22 protein-coding genes are annotated in these 21,855 nt (G+C 42.6%); 12 read left to right on the top strand and 10 right to left on the bottom strand.

Features of this window, described 5'->3' with window-relative positions; genetic code table 11:
* Positions 1-4 precede the first annotated feature (4 nt).
* From ACWM1W_RS09770 to rnhB, 4 genes are all read left to right on the top strand, one after another.
* A complete protein-coding gene (locus ACWM1W_RS09770; RefSeq protein ID WP_034170717.1) occupies positions 5-1,006 on the top strand; it encodes an adenosine deaminase in 1,002 nt (333 codons plus the stop codon).
* An 82-nt stretch (positions 1,007-1,088) separates the two neighbouring features.
* The gene (locus ACWM1W_RS09765; RefSeq protein WP_004784208.1) at positions 1,089-1,433 is read left to right on the top strand and encodes a hypothetical protein; all 345 of its coding nucleotides are present in this window, start codon (positions 1,089-1,091) and stop codon (positions 1,431-1,433) included.
* 183 nt (positions 1,434-1,616) lie between these two features.
* Positions 1,617-1,997 (top strand): hypothetical protein, encoded by a 381-nt coding sequence (locus ACWM1W_RS09760; RefSeq protein WP_034170716.1) that lies wholly within the window; start codon positions 1,617-1,619, stop codon positions 1,995-1,997.
* A gap of 57 nt (positions 1,998-2,054) precedes the next feature.
* Positions 2,055-2,630 carry a ribonuclease HII gene (gene rnhB, locus ACWM1W_RS09755; protein WP_005236446.1) on the top strand — a complete coding sequence of 192 codons (576 nt, stop codon included), beginning with the start codon at positions 2,055-2,057 and terminating at the stop codon, positions 2,628-2,630.
* A 94-nt stretch (positions 2,631-2,724) separates the two neighbouring features.
* Here rnhB and csrA read toward each other — a convergent pair whose 3' ends face one another.
* The 3 genes from csrA to alaS form a co-directional block, all read right to left on the bottom strand.
* Positions 2,725-2,982, bottom strand: coding sequence for a carbon storage regulator CsrA (gene csrA, locus ACWM1W_RS09750; RefSeq protein WP_004784202.1), 258 nt, complete (start codon positions 2,980-2,982; stop codon positions 2,725-2,727).
* A gap of 248 nt (positions 2,983-3,230) precedes the next feature.
* Positions 3,231-4,511, bottom strand: coding sequence for an aspartate kinase (locus ACWM1W_RS09745; RefSeq protein ID WP_004784201.1), 1,281 nt, complete (start codon positions 4,509-4,511; stop codon positions 3,231-3,233).
* Positions 4,512-4,575: 64 nt separating this feature from the next.
* Positions 4,576-7,269, bottom strand: a complete 2,694-nt coding sequence (gene alaS, locus ACWM1W_RS09740; protein ID WP_375725519.1) for an alanine--tRNA ligase — start codon at positions 7,267-7,269, stop codon at positions 4,576-4,578.
* Between the two features lie 409 nt (positions 7,270-7,678).
* On the opposite strand from alaS, the gene ACWM1W_RS09735 reads away from it, so the two are divergent.
* Together ACWM1W_RS09735 and ACWM1W_RS09730 are read left to right on the top strand one after the other, a co-directional pair.
* On the top strand, positions 7,679-8,707 hold the full coding sequence (locus ACWM1W_RS09735) for a type I glyceraldehyde-3-phosphate dehydrogenase (protein ID WP_214002069.1): 1,029 nt from the start codon (positions 7,679-7,681) through the stop codon (positions 8,705-8,707).
* A 179-nt stretch (positions 8,708-8,886) separates the two neighbouring features.
* Complete coding sequence (locus ACWM1W_RS09730) at positions 8,887-9,183, top strand: hypothetical protein (protein WP_005236433.1); 297 nt, start codon at positions 8,887-8,889, stop codon at positions 9,181-9,183.
* Positions 9,184-9,219: 36 nt separating this feature from the next.
* Here ACWM1W_RS09730 and ACWM1W_RS09725 read toward each other — a convergent pair whose 3' ends face one another.
* Together ACWM1W_RS09725 and ACWM1W_RS09720 are read right to left on the bottom strand one after the other, a co-directional pair.
* Positions 9,220-9,519: an AzlD family protein gene (locus tag ACWM1W_RS09725; protein WP_034170712.1), complete on the bottom strand. Its 300-nt coding sequence runs from the start codon at positions 9,517-9,519 to the stop codon at positions 9,220-9,222.
* A complete protein-coding gene (locus ACWM1W_RS09720; RefSeq protein WP_375725520.1) occupies positions 9,516-10,127 on the bottom strand; it encodes an AzlC family ABC transporter permease in 612 nt (203 codons plus the stop codon). Before ACWM1W_RS09720 ends, ACWM1W_RS09725 begins: the two co-directional genes overlap by 4 nt.
* Positions 10,128-10,600: 473 nt before the next feature.
* Between ACWM1W_RS09720 and ACWM1W_RS09715 the strand changes: the two genes are divergently transcribed.
* The 5 genes from ACWM1W_RS09715 to ACWM1W_RS09695 all read left to right on the top strand — a co-directional run bounded on the left by ACWM1W_RS09715 (position 10,601) and on the right by ACWM1W_RS09695 (position 15,370).
* A complete protein-coding gene (locus tag ACWM1W_RS09715; protein ID WP_214002070.1) occupies positions 10,601-11,767 on the top strand; it encodes an ATP phosphoribosyltransferase regulatory subunit in 1,167 nt (388 codons plus the stop codon).
* A 79-nt stretch (positions 11,768-11,846) separates the two neighbouring features.
* On the top strand, positions 11,847-13,166 hold the full coding sequence (locus ACWM1W_RS09710; protein WP_004784184.1) for an adenylosuccinate synthase: 1,320 nt from the start codon (positions 11,847-11,849) through the stop codon (positions 13,164-13,166).
* A gap of 130 nt (positions 13,167-13,296) precedes the next feature.
* Positions 13,297-14,082 (top strand): M48 family metallopeptidase, encoded by a 786-nt coding sequence (locus ACWM1W_RS09705; protein ID WP_375725521.1) that lies wholly within the window; start codon positions 13,297-13,299, stop codon positions 14,080-14,082.
* 93 nt (positions 14,083-14,175) lie between these two features.
* Positions 14,176-14,484 (top strand): hypothetical protein, encoded by a 309-nt coding sequence (locus ACWM1W_RS09700; RefSeq protein ID WP_341119949.1) that lies wholly within the window; start codon positions 14,176-14,178, stop codon positions 14,482-14,484.
* Positions 14,485-14,596: 112 nt separating this feature from the next.
* Complete coding sequence (locus ACWM1W_RS09695; RefSeq protein WP_005236423.1) at positions 14,597-15,370, top strand: M48 family metallopeptidase; 774 nt, start codon at positions 14,597-14,599, stop codon at positions 15,368-15,370.
* Positions 15,371-15,510: 140 nt separating this feature from the next.
* Here ACWM1W_RS09695 and slyD read toward each other — a convergent pair whose 3' ends face one another.
* From slyD to ACWM1W_RS09680, 3 genes are all read right to left on the bottom strand, one after another.
* Positions 15,511-15,993, bottom strand: a complete 483-nt coding sequence (gene slyD, locus ACWM1W_RS09690) for a peptidylprolyl isomerase (RefSeq protein ID WP_004784172.1) — start codon at positions 15,991-15,993, stop codon at positions 15,511-15,513.
* 136 nt (positions 15,994-16,129) lie between these two features.
* Complete coding sequence (locus tag ACWM1W_RS09685) at positions 16,130-17,416, bottom strand: NAD(P)/FAD-dependent oxidoreductase (RefSeq protein ID WP_375725522.1); 1,287 nt, start codon at positions 17,414-17,416, stop codon at positions 16,130-16,132.
* A gap of 213 nt (positions 17,417-17,629) precedes the next feature.
* Positions 17,630-18,943: a D-alanyl-D-alanine carboxypeptidase PBP6B gene (locus tag ACWM1W_RS09680; protein WP_005236419.1), complete on the bottom strand. Its 1,314-nt coding sequence runs from the start codon at positions 18,941-18,943 to the stop codon at positions 17,630-17,632.
* A 175-nt stretch (positions 18,944-19,118) separates the two neighbouring features.
* Between ACWM1W_RS09680 and ACWM1W_RS09675 the strand changes: the two genes are divergently transcribed.
* Positions 19,119-20,822, top strand: a complete 1,704-nt coding sequence (locus ACWM1W_RS09675; RefSeq protein ID WP_448765116.1) for a M61 family metallopeptidase — start codon at positions 19,119-19,121, stop codon at positions 20,820-20,822.
* A 66-nt stretch (positions 20,823-20,888) separates the two neighbouring features.
* On the opposite strand, the gene paaI is transcribed toward ACWM1W_RS09675, so the two are convergent.
* Positions 20,889-21,281 (bottom strand): hydroxyphenylacetyl-CoA thioesterase PaaI, encoded by a 393-nt coding sequence (paaI, locus tag ACWM1W_RS09670; protein ID WP_375725524.1) that lies wholly within the window; start codon positions 21,279-21,281, stop codon positions 20,889-20,891.
* 169 nt (positions 21,282-21,450) lie between these two features.
* Positions 21,451-21,849: a hydroxyisourate hydrolase gene (gene uraH / locus ACWM1W_RS09665; RefSeq protein WP_034170705.1), complete on the bottom strand. Its 399-nt coding sequence runs from the start codon at positions 21,847-21,849 to the stop codon at positions 21,451-21,453.
* Between the last annotated feature and the right edge of the window lie 6 nt (positions 21,850-21,855).

The raw sequence follows: 21,855 nt of genomic DNA, 5'->3' as shown, positions 1-21,855 counted from the left end.
AGTGATGAACCGTCTTGAATTGATTCAGGCCTTGCCAAAGGCTGAGCTGCATGTGCATATCGAAGGTACCTTTGAACCTGAGTTAATGTTTGCGATTGCACAGCGTAATGAAATTAGCATTCCTTATAAATCGGTTGAGGAAGTGAAGCGGGCTTATAATTTCCATAATCTGCAATCTTTCTTGGATATCTACTACGCGGGTGCCAATGTTCTGATTCATGAACAGGACTTTTATGATCTGGCTTGGGCATATTTTGAAAAATGTGCGGATGATAATGTCGTGCATACTGAAATGTTCTTTGATCCGCAGACGCATACCGATCGTGGCATTGCCTTTGAAACTGTGATTAATGGCTTGCAGAAAGCCTGTGATGATGCGAAAGCTAAATTAGGCATTACTTCACATCTGATCATGTGTTTCCTGCGTCATCTTAGTGAAGAAGTAGCATTTAAAACATTAGAACAAGCGCTGCCTTATAAAGATCGGATCATTGGAGTGGGGCTGGATTCAAGTGAAGTCGGCCATCCACCGTCTAAGTTTGAACGTGTTTTCGCTAAAGCACGTGAAGCCGGTTTTCTGGTAGTCGCACATGCGGGTGAAGAAGGTCCGGCAGAATATGTCTGGGAAGCTTTGGATTTATTAAAAGTTAACCGTATTGACCATGGCGTACGTTCTGAGGAAGATCCAGAATTGATGCAGCGTTTGATTGCAGAGAAGATGCCGCTCACAGTATGTCCACTTTCAAACCTAAAGCTGTGTGTTGTGGATGATATGCAGCAACATAATATCCGTCGTCTGTTGCAGCAGGGTGCGCATGTGACAGTGAATTCAGATGATCCTTCGTATTTTGGTGGTTATATGAATGACAATTTCATTGCCATTGCTGAAGCTTTAGATCTAAGCAACGAAGAACTCAAACAGCTCGCAATTAATTCTTTTGAAGCTTCATTTATTTCTGATACTGAAAAACAGAAATGGATCAGCCTGATTCAGGCACTTGTTTAAAGCAATATTCTAGTCAATCGTTGCGCCCAAAGAGGGTAGAGTTCGCTCTGCCTTTTTATTTAATTTGATATATGAACCGAAGATGAAATTAAAATTCCTGTGGCCTGTTCTGGCCGTTAGCTTAATCAATCCTGCTTGTGCAGATACCTCAATGACTCAGAAAGCCCTGAAACCTGTGATTGAATATCAGTGTGGCCAAGAGCTGAAAGATTCCAAAGTCTGGAAAATGGGGACTTATTTCATGGCTGAAGCCAATAAACAGCATTTACAGCAAAAAGTGTGTGGCTGTGTGGGTGAGCATGCTTTGGAAGGTGTGCCGGCCAAAACCCTGTTAAAAGCAACCATTGATGAAGAAACTAAAAAAGAGCTAACCCGCAAAGCAATTGCCAATAGCTTAAAAGGCTGTATGGGCGAGTTTATCAATTAAAGATTTTTCGGTGCTGGCTTATCCAAACTTTACCTTTAGATTAGTAGTGAGTCTTCTTTCCTGTGATGGCTATGAGTCTGGCTGCGCGCAGATTAGACATCATGACTCATTTTTAGATTTCTTATTTCGATAAACTTCGGCACAATAGCGCATATTTTAAAAGCTGAAAAAAGGATAAAATCCGTGAAAAAATTATTGGCTGTTGTTGCTCCATTAACACTTGTTCTTTCTGCATGTGTAGCACCACAAGGTGCCAGCACCACAACTCAAGCAAGTACAGGTCAGCAACTCGGTTCTGCAGCCATTAAAATTGCCATCAATGCAAAATGTGTCACTGAACTAAACAATATTCCGGCTTGGCAAACTGCAACACGCTTAATGACAGAAACGCAAAAACAGAATATCCAGTCTGAAATCTGTGGTTGCGTGAGTGAAAAAGCACCACAAAACGTGACTGCAGTGGATTTGGCAACTGCAGCAATTGATGCGACAGCACGTGCGACTATTGTAGGTAATGTTGTTGCAAATACTATTAACGCTTGCGTGGCTGAAGCGGTAAACTAATTCAAAATCAAATTTGAATAGGCTGACTGGTTCAGCCTATTTTTTATGGGAAATAAAATGAATATTGCTGGTGTAGATGAAGCAGGGCGTGGGCCATTAGTAGGATCGGTGGTCGCTGCGGCTGTGATATTGGATCCGAATAACCCGATTGAGGGCTTAAATGATTCCAAGAAGCTAAGCGAGAAGAAGCGCGAAAAACTTTTTATTGAGATTCAGGAAAAAGCCCTAGCTTGGGCCATTGCTGAAGCTTCTGCAGCAGAAATCGACGAGCATAATATTTTGCAGGCCTCTTTACTGGCAATGCGCCGCGCTGTGGAAGCATTAAGTATTCAGCCGGAACATGTACTGGTCGATGGCAACAAGATTCCTCAGGGCCTTGCGATGAGTTGTGATGCGGTCGTAGGTGGGGATGCCTTGCATCCTGAGATTTCAGCAGCCAGTATTCTGGCTAAAGTGACCCGTGATCGCCAGATGGTAGAGATGGATCAAAAGTATCCACAATTTGGCTTTGCCAAGCATAAGGGCTATCCGACCAAAGCACATTTTGAAGCGATTGCCTTACACGGGGTGATTGATGAGCACCGTCGCAGTTTTGGACCGGTGAAAAAAGTGCTGGCAGCGTTGCTTGATTAGCAGCAGGCGGGCTAAAGTCTGATTATTTTGCTATGCAGTTGAAAATTAGGCAAATTAAAAGCGGCTTAAAAGCCGCTTTTATATTCATACAAAATTAACGGTTAAAGTTATTTTGTGTCTGGTTATCATCTTCATAAGAAGAAGGTTGATAATCCTGGTCAATATGCTGAAGATGTTCATGCATTGCACGTTCATGCTGGATACGCTGGTAAATCTCTTCACGGTGTACAGAGACTTCTTTCGGAGCATTTACCCCAATACGAACCTGGTTGCCTTTTACGCCAAGTACAGTCACGCTGACTTGGTCTCCGATCATTAAAGTTTCCCCGACGCGTCGAGTCAAAATCAGCATGTTTCTCTCCTTGCAAAATGCAAAACCTGCAATCTATTGAATGTAATAAAAAAACACAACCTAAAATTATATAATTAAAGTTTGAATAGAAAGTCCTGTCCATGAAATGAAGAGGTTGACTATCCAGACTGTTGAAAATCCTTAGGCTTAATATAACAGAGCCACTATAAAAAAAACTATAGTGGCCCTGCATTTTTGTAGAGATTTAATGAAATACTGTCAGACAATGACGGTATTTTGTAGTTCTCTTAAGCGCGTGCGCTAGATTCACCATGTTCACGGTCTAAACCGAACGCAGTGTGAAGTGAGCGAACTGCAAGCTCAAGATAATTCTCTTCGATAATCACAGAAATCTTGATTTCAGAAGTAGAGATCATCAGGATGTTGATACCTTCATCAGCAAGAGCAGTGAACATTTTGCTTGCTACACCTGCGTGAGAGCGCATACCTACACCGACGATAGATACTTTTACGATGTCATCACGAGTTGCAACTTCACGTGCGCCAATCGCTTGAGCTGTCTCTTCAAGGATTTTTTTGGCTTTAGCAAGTTCACCGCGGTTTACAGTAAACGTGAAATCAGTTGTACCATCTTCTTCAACGTTCTGGATAATCATATCTACTTCGATATTGGCATCACCAATTGGTTTAAGAATTTTAGATGCAATACCTGGCTCATCTGGAACACCCAGAATAGTCAGTTTAGCTTCGTCACGGTTGAACGCGATACCAGAGATAATTGGCTGTTCCATGTTGTCTTCCAGTTCAGTAGTAATAAGAGTTCCGACGTTGTTTTTGAAGTCTTCGTCAAATGCGCCATCAGTGTCATTATCGAAGCTTGAGAGTACGCGTAAAGGCACTTGGTACTTGCCTGCAAATTCTACAGAGCGAATTTGAAGAACTTTAGAACCTAAAGATGCCATTTCCAGCATTTCTTCGAAAGAGATACGGTCTACTTTTTTCGCTTTAGGAGCAACACGAGGGTCAGTCGTATATACGCCATCAACATCTGTGTAAATCTGACATTCATCCGCTTTTAGCGCTGCAGCAAGGGCAACACCTGAAGTATCAGAACCACCACGACCTAAAGTTGTGGTATTGCCATCAGCATCAAAGCCCTGGAAACCAGCAACCACAATCACGCGGCCTGCATCTAGGTTTTCAGTCAATACATCAGTATCAATAGATTCGATACGTGCTTTGGTGAATGCGCTGTCAGTTTTAATACCAACCTGGCGACCAGTTAAAGATTTAGCTTCAACGCCAATTGAATTCAGCGCCATAGCTAACATGGAAATCGTTACCTGTTCACCCGTAGAAACCATTTGGTCAAGTTCACGTGGGTCAGGGGTTTCGGTAATGGCTTTCGCGAGAGCAAGCAAGCGGTTGGTTTCACCACTCATAGCAGATACGACTACAACCACCTTGTGGCCATGGTCATGCCAGCGCTTCACACGACGAGCAACATTGAGAATGCGCTCGGGAGTACCCATTGAGGTACCGCCATATTTTTGAACGATTAATGCCATAGTTGTTCCATATAAACCATGACCCTGATTTTCCGATCAGGGTCAGTTACACAAAATGAAGTTTTTATTTTGCTTCAAGCCAAGCTGCTAAATCAGCCATCACTGGAGCAAACTTCTCGTTAAGTGGCGCGCCACCTTGTGCCAAGTCAGGTTTACCACCACCTTTACCACCTAGCTCAGTTGCCAAGTGTTTGATGATGTCACCCGCTTTAATAGAAGCAGTAAAGTCTTTCGCCACAGATGCAATCAAGCTAACCTTGTCACCCTCTACACCTGCAAGAACAATGACTGCATTTTCTAATTTTGATTTCACACCGTCGTGCAGGTTACGTAATGCTTTTGCATCCATATTCTGAACAGTAGTGATTAATGTTTTACGGCCTGCAAGCTCTTGAACCTGACTTAAAAGTTCACCGGCTTGTAAGCTTGCCAATTTTTGATTCAGCTGTTCGATCTGTTTTTGCAATTGATGTGCAGTGTCCACCACAGCTTCAACTTTTTCGACTGTTTGATGGTTCTGTGCTTTTAACAAACCATTGATGTATTGAACATCACGATCGACTTTCTGTACGACTTCAACCGCTTTAGTACCAGTTACGGCTTCAATACGACGTACACCTGCTGCTACACCACCTTCAGAAGTGATTTTGAACAGACCAATGTCACCTGTACGTTTCACATGAATACCGCCACACAGCTCGATCGAGAAGTTTTTCTCGTCAATCACTGAACCCATAGACAATACGCGAACTTCTTCACCGTATTTCTCACCGAACAGCATCATCGCACCTTTGGCTTTCGCAGATTCGATGTCGAGCAGTTCAGTCGTAACAGGCGTATTGGCAATCACTTCAGCATTGACAAGACGTTCAATTTCTTGCAACTGTTCAAAAGTTACAGGCTGATCGTTAACAAAGTCGAAACGCAGAACGTCAGACGCAACCAATGAACCTTTTTGTTGTACGTGTGAACCCAGGATTTGACGTAGGGCAGCGTGGAGCAAGTGAGTTGCAGAGTGGTTACGAGCAGTTGCAGCACGAATCTCGGCTTTAACCGTTGCTTCAACGTTTTGAGTAACTTTAAGGTTACCCATAGTCACGATACCTTGGTGAACGAATGCACCACCAGATTTTTTGGTATCTTGAACTTCAAAGATACCTGTATCGTTTTTGAAGAGCCCTGTATCACCGATCTGACCACCGCTTTCTGCATAGAAAGGAGTTTGGTTCAGAACAATCAGTGCTTCGTCGCCTTCAACCACTTCGTCAACCTGTTCGCCATCTTTGTAGATCGCGATGATTCGACCTTCGCCTGCTGTTGCGTCATAACCTTCAAACTGAGTTTCGCCTTCAACTTTAACAACGCTGTTATAGTCGATTGCGAATTTACCTGCATCACGTGCACGTTGACGTTGAGCCGCCATTTCTTTTTCAAAGCCAGCTTCGTCAATGGTTAAATCACGTTCACGTGCGATATCTGCTGTAAGGTCAGTTGGGAAGCCATAAGTGTCATAAAGTTTGAATACGATTTCACCTGGAATCACAGAACCTTTCAGATTTGACAATTCGCCTTCAAGCAATTTCAGACCTTGCTCAAGTGTTTTAGCAAACTGTTCTTCTTCTTTCAGCAAAGCGGCTTCGATACGTGCTTTGTTTGCTTCAAGTTCAGGATAAGCTGCGCCCATCACATCAATTAAAGGCTGAAGCATTTTGTGGAAGAATGAACCAGTCGCATCCAGTTTGTTACCATGACGAACTGCACGACGGATAATACGGCGCAGTACATAACCACGACCTTCATTTGAAGGGTTCACGCCATCTGCAATCAGGAAGCAGCATGAACGTGCATGGTCAGCAACCACTTTAAGTGAAGCAGGGTATTCAACCGGTTTGTTTTCAGCTTGTGCTTTCGCTTCAATGTCTGAAGTATCTAGACCGATAATTTCAGCAGCAGCTTTTAACAGGTTTTGGAACAGGTCGATTTCATAGTTAGAGTTGACGTGTTGCAGAACCGCAGAAATACGCTCAAGGCCCATACCTGTATCAACAGAAGGTGCAGGAAGAGGGTGCAGGACGCCATCCGCAGTGCGGTTGAACTGCATGAATACGTTGTTCCAGATTTCAATGAAACGGTCGCCATCTTCTTCAGGCGTACCAGGCAAGCCACCCCAGATGTGCTCACCGTGATCATAGAAGATTTCAGAACATGGACCACAAGGACCGGTATCGCCCATTGCCCAGAAGTTATCAGAAGCGTATTTCTCGCCTTTATTATCACCAATGCGGATAATGCGGCTGGCATCTAGACCAACTTCTTTATTCCAGATGTCAAAAGCTTCGTCATCAGTGTGATACACAGTTACGTACAATTTGTCTTTAGGCAGAGCCAGCCATTTGTCGCCGGTCAGGAATTCCCAGGCAAACTTAATTGCATCACGTTTGAAGTAATCACCAAACGAGAAGTTACCCAGCATTTCAAAGAATGTGTGGTGACGAGCTGTGTAGCCAACGTTATCTAAGTCGTTGTGTTTACCACCTGCACGTACACATTTTTGTGAAGATGTTGCACGAACGTAGTCACGTTTTTCCAGACCCAGGAAGCAGTCTTTAAACTGGTTCATACCAGCATTGGTAAACAATAATGTTGGGTCGTTGGCAGGAACCAGAGAACTCGACGCGACACGTGTATGCCCTTGCGATTCAAAGTAGCTTAAAAAAGCTTCGCGAATTTCAGCTGATGTCATAAAACGAGTACTCACAACCAAGTCACTCCATAATTTCCGATTTGGCTAAAAACATCACAGTCTGACAAGAAGGTTGGTTCTCTGCTGCAATGCGGGGCTTAAATATTTAAAAACGCCAAATTATAACGGAAAATGCCTGTTCAACCAATGATTTTCATATTTATAGATCATAAAACTATAAGGAATGAATATTGGAAAAATCAGAAAAATGCCCTGCAAAATCAAAAGCTATTGTCATTACAGCAATTTATCTTAATTCACGCTGATAGAAAGACTGGATTGCTTCAAGTAAAGTATGAATTTTTCGATGAAATATTGGACATTCTGTGTAATTTTTAGTGGATTTAGCTGAATAGTTATCAGTCAGCTGGATAATTCCATTAATATAGGCGCACAAAGTTTTATGCCGCAGTAGGGAATGTCGATGCAACGTATCGCAATTAATGGTTTTGGACGAATCGGACGCAATGTGTTGCGTGCATGGTTTGAAAATCCGAAAGATTTTAATTTTGACATCGTTGCCATTAATGACGTTGCCGACGTTGAAACCTTATTGCATCTATTTAAATATGATTCTACTCATGGTCGTTTCCCGGGGCAGGTTGATCTGACTTATGAAGATGAGTATGCCTACCTGCATGTCACTTATCGCGATGCCTATCAGAAAGTTCAGGTGTTAAGACAAGCGAATCCGGTGGACATGCCATGGCATGAACTGAATATTGATGTGGTATTGGAATGTACCGGCCTGTTCCGTTCGCGTGAGGCTGCGACTCAGCATATTACTGCCGGGGCAAAACGGGCCATTATCGGTGCTGCACCGTTTGATACAGTGGATGCCGCAATTGTCTATGGCGTCAACCATTGTGATGTCAAAGAAAGTGACCAGATTATTTCCAGTGTTTCTTGTACTACGCAGGCATTGGTACCTCTAGTCAAAATCATTGATGATGCCTTTGGTATTGAGACTGCACTGATGACTGAAATTCACGCAGTGACAGCGGATCAGTCAGTACTGGATCATGCCCATCGTGATTTAAGACGTGCCCGAGCTTCTGGGCAAAATATTATTCCAACCACATCTTCGGCTTTGGGTGCTTTAAAACGCGTAATGCCGAAGATGGAAAACCGGATTGATGGTTATTCGATTCGTGTGCCAACCATTAATGTAGCGGCCATTGATTTAACCTTTATCTCCCAGTCACCCATTACTGATCATCAGTTGAATGAAGTATTAATGAACGCTGCACGTCAGGATTTTGCTGAAATCATGTCTGTGACAGATGAGCCTCTAGTATCTTCAGACTTTAATCATTCGCCTTACTCATTGATTGTGGATCTGACCCAAACCTTGGTAGTGGGGCATCAGGCCAAAGTATTTGCCTGGTATGATAATGAATGGGGTTATGCCAACCGTTTGCTGGATCTCTGTGAATCCTTTTATACAGATTAAGCTATTTTGAAAGCATCCCAAATGGGGTGCTTTTTTATGCAAGATTAAAAAATTAGAAGAAAATGAATAAAAACTTGAACGTAATTGATCGAAAAGCTCTGGATTTATGCCGAATATTTCTGTGATCTGGATATTTTTTCGTTAAGATAAAGATAATTAAATGGAATAAGAGCAAGCACATGATGTTGATCTGGGGATTTATTATATTACTGACCTTGGCTGTGATTTTTTTGATCTGGCTGCAATTTAATAATAATGAGAGTTCACAAAGTGTGGAAGGCGTGCCAGTTGAGGAAAAAGTGGCGCATCTGGAAGAAAATTTAAAAAAGACCTTGGAAATTATGCAGGATCTGGCGAAAAAAATGCATGTTCAGCAGGAAGTACTGGATCAGACTACGGCTAAACTGCAAAAAGTTGAGCTGCAAAATGCAGAACTGGTAAATCTGCTCGCTAAAGTAGTAGAACCAAAGTCATAAGACCTTTTCATACTGGCTTAGCCTTATATAAAGGATTTAAACCAGTAAGGTTCTTAAAATAGCTGCCGAGGCCATGCTAATCAAAATGGTCGGCAGCATGCCAAAGCGTGATGCAACGAATAGTGTCACCATTATGGCTATCAGATCAGCCGGATCATCTCGTAAAAAATATGGGGTGATCATCGAAATCAGTACACAGCCTGGAATCACTTCCAGAATTTTACGCTGACGTTTGCTCAAAGTTTTATTTTTGAGTAGGACATAGCCAAGTATCCGCGTGCAGTAAGTCGTTAGCGCAACTAATAAGATTGCGATAAAAGTGCTCATCTGGATCATGCTTCATCCTCCTGAATTAGCCAGAAGGCAGCGGCAATGCCAGCAAGCGCACCAATCAGCACATACCAGTTGCCTGGCAGATAGCTATAAGTCAGAGCAGCAAAAATTAAACTGATTAGCCAAGGTCTGGCTTCAGTAAAGCCTTTCCACATACCTTTCAGTAAAATCGGCATAATGGCTGGGAAAGCCATATCAAAACCAAAATAGTGAATATCTCCTAACACCGGCCCAGCCAAAGCACCTAAAGTGGTAAAGCCGACCCAAGCCAGATAAAGAACAATACATAGCCCGGCATAATAAGGCACCAGACTGGCACCGAGCAGAATATAGCGGCTGTTAATGAGAAAAGTAATAAAGATCAAGGTAAGCAGATGAGGTGGATCAGTCCAGGCTTCTAAAACTGCAAATTCGGAACCGCCAGCAAAGTTCAGCCCGGTCAGCAAGGGAACCTCAAGCAGGCTAAAATCTTTTTGTGCTGCTGTTGCACCCAAGACCAGTGCCAGAGGAATTACACCCAATAATAAAGGTATGCAGTCTTTCACACCACGCTGAAACTCACTCAGAGGAGTGGCATCAGAAGGCGTTATACGTGGCTGAAAGGGAGGCATGAGATGATCGGGTTTTATTCTAGAAGGAGAAAGAAAGTTTATAAGAAATACCGGAGTCTTTGCAGTCCCTTTAAACTCTACCAGAATGATGCTGTTTTCTTGGTCATTTAAGTCTCCACATTGGGTTTTTGTATAGGATTATTTTTAAGCATCTAGTACTGATATTTTATAAATTTTTACCCTTGGATAGATGAGGATTGAATCAAGAATAAGTTTTTCATCATTGTTTTGGTTGGAGAAATATATTAGAAAATCAAGTTGATATGTTGGTTATTAAATTTTATTCAGCCTATTTTCTCTTGATAAGAGGGAGATGATTTGGTTTATCTATCTAAGTCCTTTGTTCAGTCAGAGAAAATTATCAAAATTGCGATGCACAGCCTAAACGATCGTGCTAGACTAGGAGAAATCGGGTGTGCTCCCGATTTTTTTATGCGGTTTATTCCGCGCTGACAAGAATTTAGGTTTACAACATGCCCATTTCAGAGACATGGTTATTACCTGATGGTGTAGCTGATGTATTACCAGAACAAGCGCAAGTCATCGAAAGCCTGCGCCGTCAATCACTGGATTTCCTCGCATCTCGAGGTTATCAGCTGGTGTACACGCCATTTATTGAATACATTGAATCTCTATCTTCTCTCTCAGAATCGAATCAGGATTTAGACTTAGCCACTTTTAAAGTGATCGACCAGCTGTCTGGCCGTTTGCTTGGTGTGCGTGCCGATATGACACCACAAGTGGCTCGTATCGATGCGCATGTACATCCAGTGGAAGGTGTGGCTCGTTATTGTTATGCGGGTACGGTTTTACATACGAAACCTCAAGGATTTAATACCACACGTGCACCATTGCAATTGGGTGCAGAATTATTTGGTTCAGACAGCATTGATGCTGACGTGGAAATGGTTGACTTGATGATCAGCCTGATTCAGGAAGCAGGTTTGGCCGATGGTATCCACCTTGACTTAGGTCATGTGGGGCTGTTCCGTAGTCTGATTGCACAAGCTGGTTTAAGTAAAGCAACCGAACGCCAATTGTCTGATCTTTATCAACGTAAAGCATTGCCAGAACTGGCTGAATTTACTCAAAATCTTAAGTTTGGATCAGACTTCTATACGCTTGGCCGTTTTGCAAGTGACCTGGATGCCTTAAAAACGAATTTAAGTGCTGAAGTATTAGAAAATCCAGCCTTCAAACAGGCATTTGATGCACTGCAAACTACCAAAAATGAAGTTCAGGCACGCTGGCCGAATCTGCATATTGGGATTGATGTCGTTGAATTACGTTCATACCATTATCACACTGGCCTGATGTATGCCGTTTATGCACCGAACCGTGCTGCTGCATTAGCACAAGGTGGCCGTTATGATGGTATTGGTGAGCATTTTGGTCGTGCACGTCCGGCAACCGGTTTCTCTTGTGACTTATATGCTTTAAGTGCAGGCAAGTTTGCTACAGCTAAAGTTGTGGTAGCACCTAAGGGTATAGATGCTGCGCTGTTAAATGCGATTCAGGCAACCCGTGCACAAGGCTTAAGTGTAATTCAGTTATTAGGTAATGATGATTTAAACTCGGTACCGTATGCAACTCACCAGCTGGTGAATGTGGACGGTGAGTGGACTATCAAAACGATTTAATCGCTTTAATTGTTTTACTCAGTGTTCATGTCGCTGAGTGGGACTTTCAACTTTAACAGCATGATGTAATGAGGCTATTATGGGCAAGAATGTTGTGGTACTTGGTACCCAATGGGGCGACGAAGGTAAGGGTAAGATCGTCGACCTGCTCACAGATCAAGCGGCTGCAGTAGTTCGTTATCAAGGCGGACATAACGCAGGTCATACTCTCGTGGTTGGTGGTAAGAAAACTGTATTACACCTCATTCCATCAGGTATTTTACGTGAAAACGTATTATGCTTAATTGGTAATGGTGTGGTTCTTTCACCTGAAGCGCTCATCAAAGAGATGGATATTCTTGAAAAAGAAGGCGTGCCAGTACGTGAACGTCTACGCATTTCTCCAAACTGTCCATTGATTCTTCCGCACCACATCGCACTTGACCAAGCTCGTGAGAAAAAACGTGGTAATGCGAAAATTGGTACAACTGGTCGTGGGATCGGGCCTGCTTATGAAGATAAAGTGGCACGTCGTGCAATCCGTGTTGCTGACCTGGTACGTGGTGGCGAACATCTGAAAGCTCAGCTTGAAGAATTGCTTGAATACCACAACTTCCAATTGACTCAATTCTTCGGTGTTGAAGCAGTTAAAGTTGAAGACGTACTTGCGCTTTGCGACGAATGGCGCAAAGTGATCGAGCCTATGGTTATGGACGTGACTGGTGAACTTCACGCTTACCGTAAAGCTGGCAAGAAAATCATGTTCGAAGGTGCGCAAGGTTCATTGCTTGACGTTGACCACGGTACATACCCGTACGTGACTTCTTCAAACACAACTGCTGGTGGCGTAAGTTCAGGTTCAGGTCTTGGTCCATTACACCTTGACTATGTTCTTGGTATTACTAAAGCATACACCACTCGTGTAGGTTCAGGTCCATTCCCAACTGAGTTGGTTTATGACGCTGCAACAGATACAGGTGATGCAATTGGTAAACATCTGGGTACTGTAGGTTCAGAATTTGGTGCGTCTACTGGCCGTCAACGTCGTTGTGGCTGGTTCGATGCTGAAATCCTGCGTCGTTCAGTAGAAGTGAACTCACTGTCTGGTATTTGCTTGACTAAACTTGACGTTCTTGACGGTTTAGAAGAAGTGAAAATCTGTGTAGGTTACGAAGCTGCTGATTCTGGCTGTGTTGGTTCTTCTGATGCGCTTGCATTTGAAACTTTAAAACCAATCTACGAAACTATGCCAGGCTGGAAAGAATCTACTTTCGGTGCGAAATCACTAGATCAATTGCCACAAGCGGCGATTAACTATGTGAAACGTCTTGAACAATTGATTGAATGTCCAATCGACATCATTTCAACTGGCCCAGACCGTGAAGAAACCATTATTCTTCGCCATCCGTTTGATGCTTAATCGCTTAAGCTAAAAATGATAAAAACCCTGTGATTTCACAGGGTTTTTTTATTTGAACGAACTTATAAGAATGATTGAAAACCTGTTTGGATTCTTTATGATGTTTTGACCTTATATATTTGAGAAGGTCATGAAATATAAAAAATTATTGGTGGGGATGGTCATCGCGACCACATTAACGGGGTGTACTACGGTTGCAGATCTGATGGGGGCTGATTCAGCCACATTAAATCTGAGTGCAGCACAAAGCTATAATCAGATGCTGACAGAGGCCAAGCAGAAACAGATTCTGGATACGACATCTGCCACCTATAAAAAAGTAAATCGGGTTTTTCTGAAAATGAAGCCGTATGCAGATCAAGTGAATCAGACTGGTCAGAAGTTTGACTGGCAAGTGGCGGTAATCAAATCCAACGAAATTAATGCCTATGTCGCACCAGGTGGCAAGGTGGTGTTCTATACGGGTATTGTTGATACACTAAAACTCACAGACGATGAAGTTGCTGCCATCATGGGGCATGAAATGGTGCATGCGCTTGATGAACATTCTAAGAATAAGGTAGGAGCGCAAGCACTTACTGATCTGGCAGTAAGTATCGGTAGCAAGTACGTCGGGCAGTCCGCTGGTGGTTATGGTGGGCTACTGCTGGATATGGGTGCTCAATTTGGTGTAGGCTTGCCATTCTCTCGTAATCTGGAAAGCCGTGCCGATAAAGGTGGTCTCATGCTAATGGCACGAGCAGGCTATAACCCGAATGCAGCGATTACTTTGTGGCAAAAAATGAATGCACAAGACAGCCGTGGTAATAGTGTCCTGAATAAATTTACTTCTACACATCCAACGAATGATGACCGAATTGCAGCCTTACAACAGCTGATGCCTGAAGCGATGACGGTATACAAGACTAAGAAATAATTTCGAAATTCAGGACTAAAGTCTTAACGGCAAGTGCTGTGCAGTGGCATGGCGCTTGTTAGAATAAAACAAAATAAAATATGAGTATGCAGGATGCATAAAAATATATCGGGAACGATGTTCTATTCCTTGTTATTCGCGATGGGTGGCGCACCGACCATTGCGATGCTGATCATCCGTGCCCAAACTCAGGATCCTGACATTATTTATGGGGCATTCATTGGCTTGAGCGTGATCATTGCCTGTGTATTGGTACCGGTCATCTTGCTGCAAAATGCTTTTCTATTTTTTAAGCGTAAAAGTGAAATTTTAGAAGAAAAAATTAAACCTTTGTGTCATTTATATTTAAGTTTAAATATTGTCTGTCTGATTTATTGGCTTGCGATACAGTATTGGGGTTAAAATTACATAAAATATAACAAGATGAAGTAATTGTACATTTAGTTGCTCCGGCCTTTAACTTATAATTTTTTACAATGTAAATTAACCTTTTGCTTATGGTGGAGTCACTATAATGAAAAATAAATTCTTGTTAGGTATGGGTGCAGCCGCAGCCATTACTTTGTCTGGTTGTACAACTATTGCCGATATTGCGGGCGCAGATACAGCGACTTTAAATGCTTCAGCCAGCCAAAGCTACAATGCCATGGTGGCAGACGCTAAAGCGAAAGGCCAGCTGGATACCAGTTCAGCGACATATAGTCGTATTAATGCTGTTTTTAACCGTTTAAAACCTTATGCCAACCAGCTGAACCAGACAGGCACTGCATTCCAATGGCAGTTGGCTGTATTGAAATCTGATCAGGTCAACGCTTTTGTGGCACCTGGTGGTAAAGTGGTATTCTATACCGGTATCGTGAACAAGCTGAATCTGACCGATGCTGAGATTGCAGCCATTATGGGTCATGAAATGGTCCATGCCCTAGAAGAGCATGCGAAACAGAAACTTGGTGCACAAGCCCTGACTGATCTGGCATTGGGTATTGGTTTAAATGCAGCGGGCGTAGGACAAGGTGGTGCTGCAGTGGCACAATTGGGTAGCCAGATCGGCATCGGCTTACCTTACTCACGTAACCTAGAAAGCCGTGCTGATCAGGGCGGTTTAACTCTCATGGCGCGTGCTGGCTATAACCCGAATGCAGCGATTACTCTTTGGGAAAAAATGAACAAGCTTGAAGGTGGTAGCAATGGCGCGACTTTCCTGTCTACTCATCCATCGAACAGTCAGCGTATCGCAGCAATGCGTCAAAATCTGCCAGCAGCAATGCAGATCTATAATAAACGTTAATGATTGCGTAATTTGAGTGATCCGTGATTTTAATGATGAAAAGCAGGGCAGTAGTCCTGCTTTTTTTATATTTAAAATCTTAAGGCACTAAAAAAGGCAAAGTTTTCACTTTGCCTTTTTGTGCTAAAGGCCGGGAAGTCTTAGTGGTGGTGACCACCTGCACCGTGTACGTGACCGTGATCAAGTTCTTCTTGAGAAGGTTCACGGATAGACACGATTTCAACTTCGAAGGTTAAATCTTGACCAGCAAGCGGGAAGTTAGCATCAACAACTACGTTGTCACCTTCAACTGCTTTAACAGTTACGATTTGAACGCCGTCATCAGTTTGTGCTTGGAACTGCATGCCTGCCTGGATGTTGTCTACGCCTTGGAACATTTGTTTAGGCACTTCTTGCACTAGCTCTGGGTTATATTCGCCATAACCTTCAGCAGCAGGAACATTTACAGTGAATTTTTCACCAACAGTTTTGCCTTCTAAAGCTTTTTCTAAACCAGGGATGATGTTACCTGCACCGTGCAAATAGGCAAGTGGTTCACCTTGAGATTTGTCGAGAGTTTCACCCTCTGCGTTAGTCAATGTGTAGTGGAAAGAAACCACGAGGTTATTTGCAATAGCAGTCATATTAATTGATCCATTCAATTTTTTAAGGGTACATCATAAAGTGAAATTGTATTTTTGTAGACTAAAAATAGCAAAAAAATGCAATTTGACATGTTTAATGATGATTTTTTCATATATGAGGGCAATATTTACGATTTCAATGCAATTTCAGCTTGGGTGCAATTTTTCGTGTAACAAAGTCTTTGGCAGTTAACAGGCCAGCATGGGCATAGCCATGAATGGTGGCCTGATGAATCCGGTACAGGGATACATACATGGATTTCGCGACAAAGCCTTGAACATTGACCTGACCCAATAATTCACCGACAGCGCTGTTTTGACTTAAAGACACTAATGAACCTTTGTCAGAAAACTTGAACATCGGTAAATAGCTTTCGCCATTAATGCGTGCTTTTAAGGCTCTGACCAGAAAAGCGGCCTGCTGGCTAGCGACCTGCGCACGTGGGCCTAAAACCGGTTGATCTGGTTCAGGCTGACAGTGAGCACAATCACCAAAAACGAAAATATCCGGGTCTGACAGAGTTTGCAGAGTTGCATAAACTTTTAGACGATTAATGTTGTCTTTTTCCAGCCCCTTAAGTTTTGCCAGAACTTCAGGGGCTTTAATTCCAGCAGCCCAAACCTTAATTTCAGCTTCGAGGCTTGAACCATCAGCAAAGTAAATCTGGTCTTCATCGACCTTAGCGACCCGGTGACTGGTTAATACCTCAATACCTAGACGATCGAGTTGCTCCATGGTGTGTTCAGCCATTTTCTCAGACAGTGCAGGTAAGATCCGATCAGCGGCTTCAATCAAAGTGATTTTGACTTTATTTGGATCAATTTTGTTCAGACCATATTTAAAAAAGTTTTGTTTGGCGATCACCAGCTCGGCAGCCAGTTCTACACCAGTCGCACCAGCCCCAATGATGGCAATTTTAAGCTCACGGGAAGAGGTTTGATTTTGAGCATTGAGATAAAGATGTAGCAGATCCTGCTGGAAGACATCGGCCTGCTGGCGGCTGTCGAGAAAATGACAGTATTGGGCAACACCTTCAGTATTGAAATCATTGGAAGTGGAACCTAGTGCTAACACTAGCGTGTCATAGCTGATGTGTTTCTTCTGTTTAGGCTGAGCTTTTTTAGAAAAATAATCTGTTTCCAGAATAATTTCTTTAGCCTCACGATCCAGATCAATAAATGTTCCCAGCACAAAGTGATAATGATGAGCTGCAGCATGACTAAAATAATTGGTTTCTTCTGCATGCGGATTAAGCGTACCTGCAGCAATTTCATGCAATAAGGGTTTCCAGATATGCGTCAGTTTCTGATCTACTAGGGTGATATGTGCTTTGCCACTCTTGCCTAAGGTTTCGCCCAATTGAGTAGCCAGTTCCAATCCACCTGCGCCACCACCTACAATTACGATTCGATGTGCTGTCATATATTATTAACCTATTTATTTTTCTAATAAAAATAAGAGAAATTTAGACCAAATATACTATGGCATGGGCAGCAGGCCGTCTTGATTAGAATTGTTATACAAATTACAAAACGTAGCAATTATGTCAGAAGAGGTAAAATTGACGAGAGAAAGAAGAAATTCTAAGGAGAGAGTTAGAAGGCAAATGAGAAGCCTTCTAACTGTATTCAGCGCTTATTTCTGGATTGGATAGAGTTTGGCACTTGGTGCACTTTCTGCAAAGATGCCAAAGAAGCTAGATAACCAGCTCAGGAATTTCTGGAAGAAACCTGCTTCTTCAAGTTCGACCATATCTTCAATCTGGATGGTACGAATAAGCTGATTATTCTGATAGACATGAATCGTCGCCAATGGCATCACTTTGGCCATAGGTGCAATCAGTTCAGAAGCATTCATTTCTACATTAATATGGGTCTGGGTTTCATGTAGCGGTTCAATGCTTTGCATTACACCATCACCTGTATTCAACATCACTCGTTGATGGTTTTGATCGAACTGGTTCAGGTCAATGGTATAATTCTGATCATATAAAGAGGTGGTAATAATCTGCGGCTGTTTAGTCTCAACCTTAAACATTTTCAAAGTCGATTTGATCACCGGTAATTCAGCCAGTAGCTGTTTGTCTTTAATGGCGACTTCATTGCGGGTATAGGTATATGCCAGATTCATTAACTTATGCGACACTTCAGCGCGTTTGGCAGCACTTTTGGTACCTAGAACTACCACGATCAAACGACGGTGGGGCAGTTCCATATCATAAGTCGGACGATTGGCAGTGAGCGCCAGGTTATAGCCGGCTGCGCGAGTAAAGCCCGTTTTTAAACCATCGACACTTGAGTCCACCTGCAACACGCGGTTAGTGGCACGGTGAAAATGGTTGTTATAGCTAAAACTTGGCTGCTTGGAATAATACAGATAGTCCGGAGTCTGGTTGACCACAGCTGCCGACAAACGCGCCAAATCGGCTGCAGTAGAATAATGCTCAGGCATGGTAATGCCGGCCGGATTCTGGAAATGGGTATGTACCATGCCCAAAGCTTTTGCTTCCCGATTCATTCGCTCGACAAAGCTCGGAATATCACCTGAAATTTTTTCTGCCAATGTCACAGCAGCATCATTCGCCGACATGATAATCAGGCCCGCTAGAAGCTGATCAATCGAAATCTGCTCACCTTCTTTCAGGTACATTTGTGACTCATCCCACATCACTGTTTTCACAATCGGCGTTGCAGTTAATACTTCACTTTTATCCAATTTACCAGCCTGGATTTCCTTGAGTGCAATATAAGCGACCATCATTTTGGTGAGGGAAGCAGGTGCACGTTGAACATCGGCATTGTGTTCGGCAATGACCTGACCTGATTGTGAGTCAAGAATGGTCCAGGCTTCTGCTTCAACGCTTTCAGGCAAAATATTCAGAAGGGCAGCATATGAAATTGCAGGCACAAACAGGCTGAGAACTGCAAGCAGTGAGATGATGTATTTCAAAGATGTTCCTTAATAACCAACCGGTCGATGAACGATTTAATTTTCACGCATGCTATGCCTTTTTTTTAAAGATAGCTAGTCAGAAATGTAGACAAATGCGACAGCTAAGCAATACTGGCCTAAAAAATGCTAAGCTAAGCTATAACTCATTTATTTGTATTTTATATCGCCCATTATGTTGCATTATCAAATCGAATTTGACGATTATCGTCAGCACCTTATTCACGTAACTCTTCGCTTTTTAGCAGACCCAACGCAAGTCCTTTCTTTACCGACCTGGATTCCGGGCAGTTACTTGATTCGCGAGTTCTCAAAGCATATTGAGGCGGTCAAGGCTTATGATGAGGATGGACGCCAGCTACAAATCCAGAAGTTTGAAAAGAATAAATGGCGTTTATTCAATACGGATCATGAACTGATTACTGTGGAATACGATGTCTACGCGTATGACCTGTCTGTTCGTGGTGCATATGTGGATCAAAACCGTCTCTATGTGAACCCGGCTTGTGCATGTTTGGGGTTGGAAGGTCAGGAAGATAAAGAAATTGAAGTTGAAGTATTCCTGCCGGATGAGCTGAAACATTTCCAGCTTGCGACGGGTATGCAGGCCAAAAGTCTGGTCAAAGGTCGCTATACCTTAAAAGCAAAAAACTATGCTGACCTGATTGATGCACCGTTTGAACTGGCAGAGCAGACCCGTTTCAGTTTTGAAGCCAATGGCATTCCGCATGAGTTTGTGGTGTCAGGCAAACATGCGATGAATGAACAGCGTATGAAGCAGGATATTGAGAAAATCTGTGCGACAGAAATTTCCATGTTCGGTTCTGCACCATTCAATGATTATACCTTTATGACTATGGCAACCGGTAACAGCTATGGTGGTCTGGAGCATCCGAACTCAACCAGTCTGATTACACCGCGTGATGACTTCCCTAAAGCAGATGAGCCTGAAGAGCCATCGAAAGATTATCAGCGTTTCCTTGGTCTATGTAGTCATGAGTATTTCCATTCATGGTTAGTTAAATTTATTCGTCCAGAAAACTTCGTGAATTATGACCTGAACAAAGAAGGCTATACCTCTTTGCTTTGGATCTTTGAAGGGTTTACGTCTTATTATGACGACCTGATTCTGCTACGTAGTGGTGTGATCAATCAGGAATCTTATATTGCATTGCTGAAAGCGCAGATTGATCGCTATTTGCAAAACCCGGGACGTTTTATCCAGTCAGTATCTGAGTCTAGCTTTGATGCCTGGGTGAAATTCTATCGTCAGGATGAAAACTCAAACAATGCCGGTACAAGCTACTACAATAAAGGCTGTTTAGTCGCATTGTGTCTTGATCTAGGTCTCCGTCTGCGTGGCTCAAGTCTGGACGCTTTGATGCGTAAGCTTTATGAAAATACGCAAAATGGCATTCAGGTCAATGAACGGACTATCTTTGAGTTATGTCAGGAATTGACAGGTGATAACTGGTTAGAACAGATCAATCATCTGATCAATACTACTGATGAATTGCCATTGGATCAGCTACTACCTGAATTTGGCGTGAGCTATACCCTGAAAAATGATAAGTCATTGCCATTCGGTCTGAAACTTGCAGATAAGCCTGAAGGTGTGCTGGTTCAGTCTGCACGTCGTGATGGAGCAGGGGTGAAAGCGGGCCTTTCAGCGAATGATGTAATTGTAGCGATTGATGGCCTTAAAGCAACGATGAAACTTGTCGAGAAATATGCGAAACAGGAAGGTACGTATACTGTCCATGCATTCCGTCGTGATGAGCTGATGACTTTTGAAGTTCAAAATGGTGGTTCTGAACTGACTGAGGTTGAGTTAAAAGTTGAAGATCAAGCTAAAGCCGAGAAATGGTTGAAAGCTTAATCAGAATGTTGCTATTAAAAAAACCGCTGTTAAGACAGCGGTTTTTTATTGGGTTTTTTAGATGATTTATTTAATGATCAGTCGTGAAGTTCCACGGAATTCAGCCACGATTTGATCTTTCTGATTCAGGATCTGAATATCGTAAATACCACTACGACCGCTACTGGCCTTATGTTCAGCTATGGCGATAAGGGTATCACCTAACAAAGCTGGTTTTAAATAATGAATCCCGCAATGTTGGCCGACTGCTGGGTGTTCGCCGGTATTGCAGGCAATGGCAAATGCAGCATCAGCTAATGCAAAAATCACAGCGCCGTTACAGGTTTGATGTCCCTGTAAATGTTGTTCAGTCACTTTAAGTTCAATCTTCGCATGATTGTGGTTATAGGAAATTAGATGTGTACCGAGATACTGAATTAATCGGTCCTGGTTAAACATTTGATTCACTTGCTGATCCATTGCAAAACTCCTTTTTAGATACACTTTATTTTAAAAATAATAATTATGTGAATCATAAATAGCATTTCAGGAGATAAATAACAAGCGAAAGCCAGATGAATGATAAAATGCAGCTGTTTTACACATCAAAATAAAGCACCATGAAAATGACGCTTATAGATAATAAGGATTAGTTGCCACGATAGGTTGAATAACCATAAGAGCTCAGTAATAAGGGAATATGATAGTGCTCTAGAGTACCGTCAATCGTAAATACCACAGGCACTTCAGGGAAGAAGGTGCGTTGATTATTGGTCTTAAACCAGTCACCGGTTTTGAAGGTCACTTTATAGATGCCTTTCTGTAAAGCAGTATCTTTAGGATAAAGCTCTTTAATACGGCCATTCGCATCTGTTTTTAACTCATTCAGTTTTATCCACTTGTCACCTTGCTGAGCTTCCAAAATCACCGCGACATTGGCGGAAGGCAGACCAGTTTCCTGATTCAGCACATGCACACTTAAAGGATTCTGTGCAAAAGAAAAGCTTGCTGTCGCCGTTAGAAGAGCACCAAAAATAATTTTTTTCATGGGTCT

The organism is Acinetobacter sp. TW_SC_4 (genome assembly GCF_054861205.1).
This window is presented reverse-complemented; position numbering and strand designations above follow the sequence as displayed.

What these genes read in the sequence shown, in the direction of transcription:
- ACWM1W_RS09770 (WP_034170717.1), top strand. Translation starts at nt 5, where the DNA reads ATGAACCGTCTTGAATTGATTCAGGCCTTGCCAAAGGCTGAGCTGCAT.
- ACWM1W_RS09765 (WP_004784208.1), top strand. Translation starts at nt 1,089, where the DNA reads ATGAAATTAAAATTCCTGTGGCCTGTTCTGGCCGTTAGCTTAATCAAT.
- rnhB (WP_005236446.1), top strand. Translation starts at nt 2,055, where the DNA reads ATGAATATTGCTGGTGTAGATGAAGCAGGGCGTGGGCCATTAGTAGGA.
- csrA (WP_004784202.1), bottom strand. Translation starts at nt 2,982, where the DNA reads ATGCTGATTTTGACTCGACGCGTCGGGGAAACTTTAATGATCGGAGAC.
- ACWM1W_RS09745 (WP_004784201.1), bottom strand. Translation starts at nt 4,511, where the DNA reads ATGGCATTAATCGTTCAAAAATATGGCGGTACCTCAATGGGTACTCCC.
- ACWM1W_RS09735 (WP_214002069.1), top strand. Translation starts at nt 7,679, where the DNA reads ATGCAACGTATCGCAATTAATGGTTTTGGACGAATCGGACGCAATGTG.
- ACWM1W_RS09730 (WP_005236433.1), top strand. Translation starts at nt 8,887, where the DNA reads ATGATGTTGATCTGGGGATTTATTATATTACTGACCTTGGCTGTGATT.
- ACWM1W_RS09725 (WP_034170712.1), bottom strand. Translation starts at nt 9,519, where the DNA reads ATGATCCAGATGAGCACTTTTATCGCAATCTTATTAGTTGCGCTAACG.
- ACWM1W_RS09720 (WP_375725520.1), bottom strand. Translation starts at nt 10,127, where the DNA reads ATGCCTCCCTTTCAGCCACGTATAACGCCTTCTGATGCCACTCCTCTG.
- ACWM1W_RS09715 (WP_214002070.1), top strand. Translation starts at nt 10,601, where the DNA reads ATGCCCATTTCAGAGACATGGTTATTACCTGATGGTGTAGCTGATGTA.
- ACWM1W_RS09710 (WP_004784184.1), top strand. Translation starts at nt 11,847, where the DNA reads ATGGGCAAGAATGTTGTGGTACTTGGTACCCAATGGGGCGACGAAGGT.
- ACWM1W_RS09705 (WP_375725521.1), top strand. Translation starts at nt 13,297, where the DNA reads ATGAAATATAAAAAATTATTGGTGGGGATGGTCATCGCGACCACATTA.
- ACWM1W_RS09700 (WP_341119949.1), top strand. Translation starts at nt 14,176, where the DNA reads ATGCATAAAAATATATCGGGAACGATGTTCTATTCCTTGTTATTCGCG.
- ACWM1W_RS09695 (WP_005236423.1), top strand. Translation starts at nt 14,597, where the DNA reads ATGAAAAATAAATTCTTGTTAGGTATGGGTGCAGCCGCAGCCATTACT.
- slyD (WP_004784172.1), bottom strand. Translation starts at nt 15,993, where the DNA reads ATGACTGCTATTGCAAATAACCTCGTGGTTTCTTTCCACTACACATTG.
- ACWM1W_RS09685 (WP_375725522.1), bottom strand. Translation starts at nt 17,416, where the DNA reads ATGACAGCACATCGAATCGTAATTGTAGGTGGTGGCGCAGGTGGATTG.
- ACWM1W_RS09675 (WP_448765116.1), top strand. Translation starts at nt 19,119, where the DNA reads ATGTTGCATTATCAAATCGAATTTGACGATTATCGTCAGCACCTTATT.
- paaI (WP_375725524.1), bottom strand. Translation starts at nt 21,281, where the DNA reads ATGGATCAGCAAGTGAATCAAATGTTTAACCAGGACCGATTAATTCAG.
- uraH (WP_034170705.1), bottom strand. Translation starts at nt 21,849, where the DNA reads ATGAAAAAAATTATTTTTGGTGCTCTTCTAACGGCGACAGCAAGCTTT.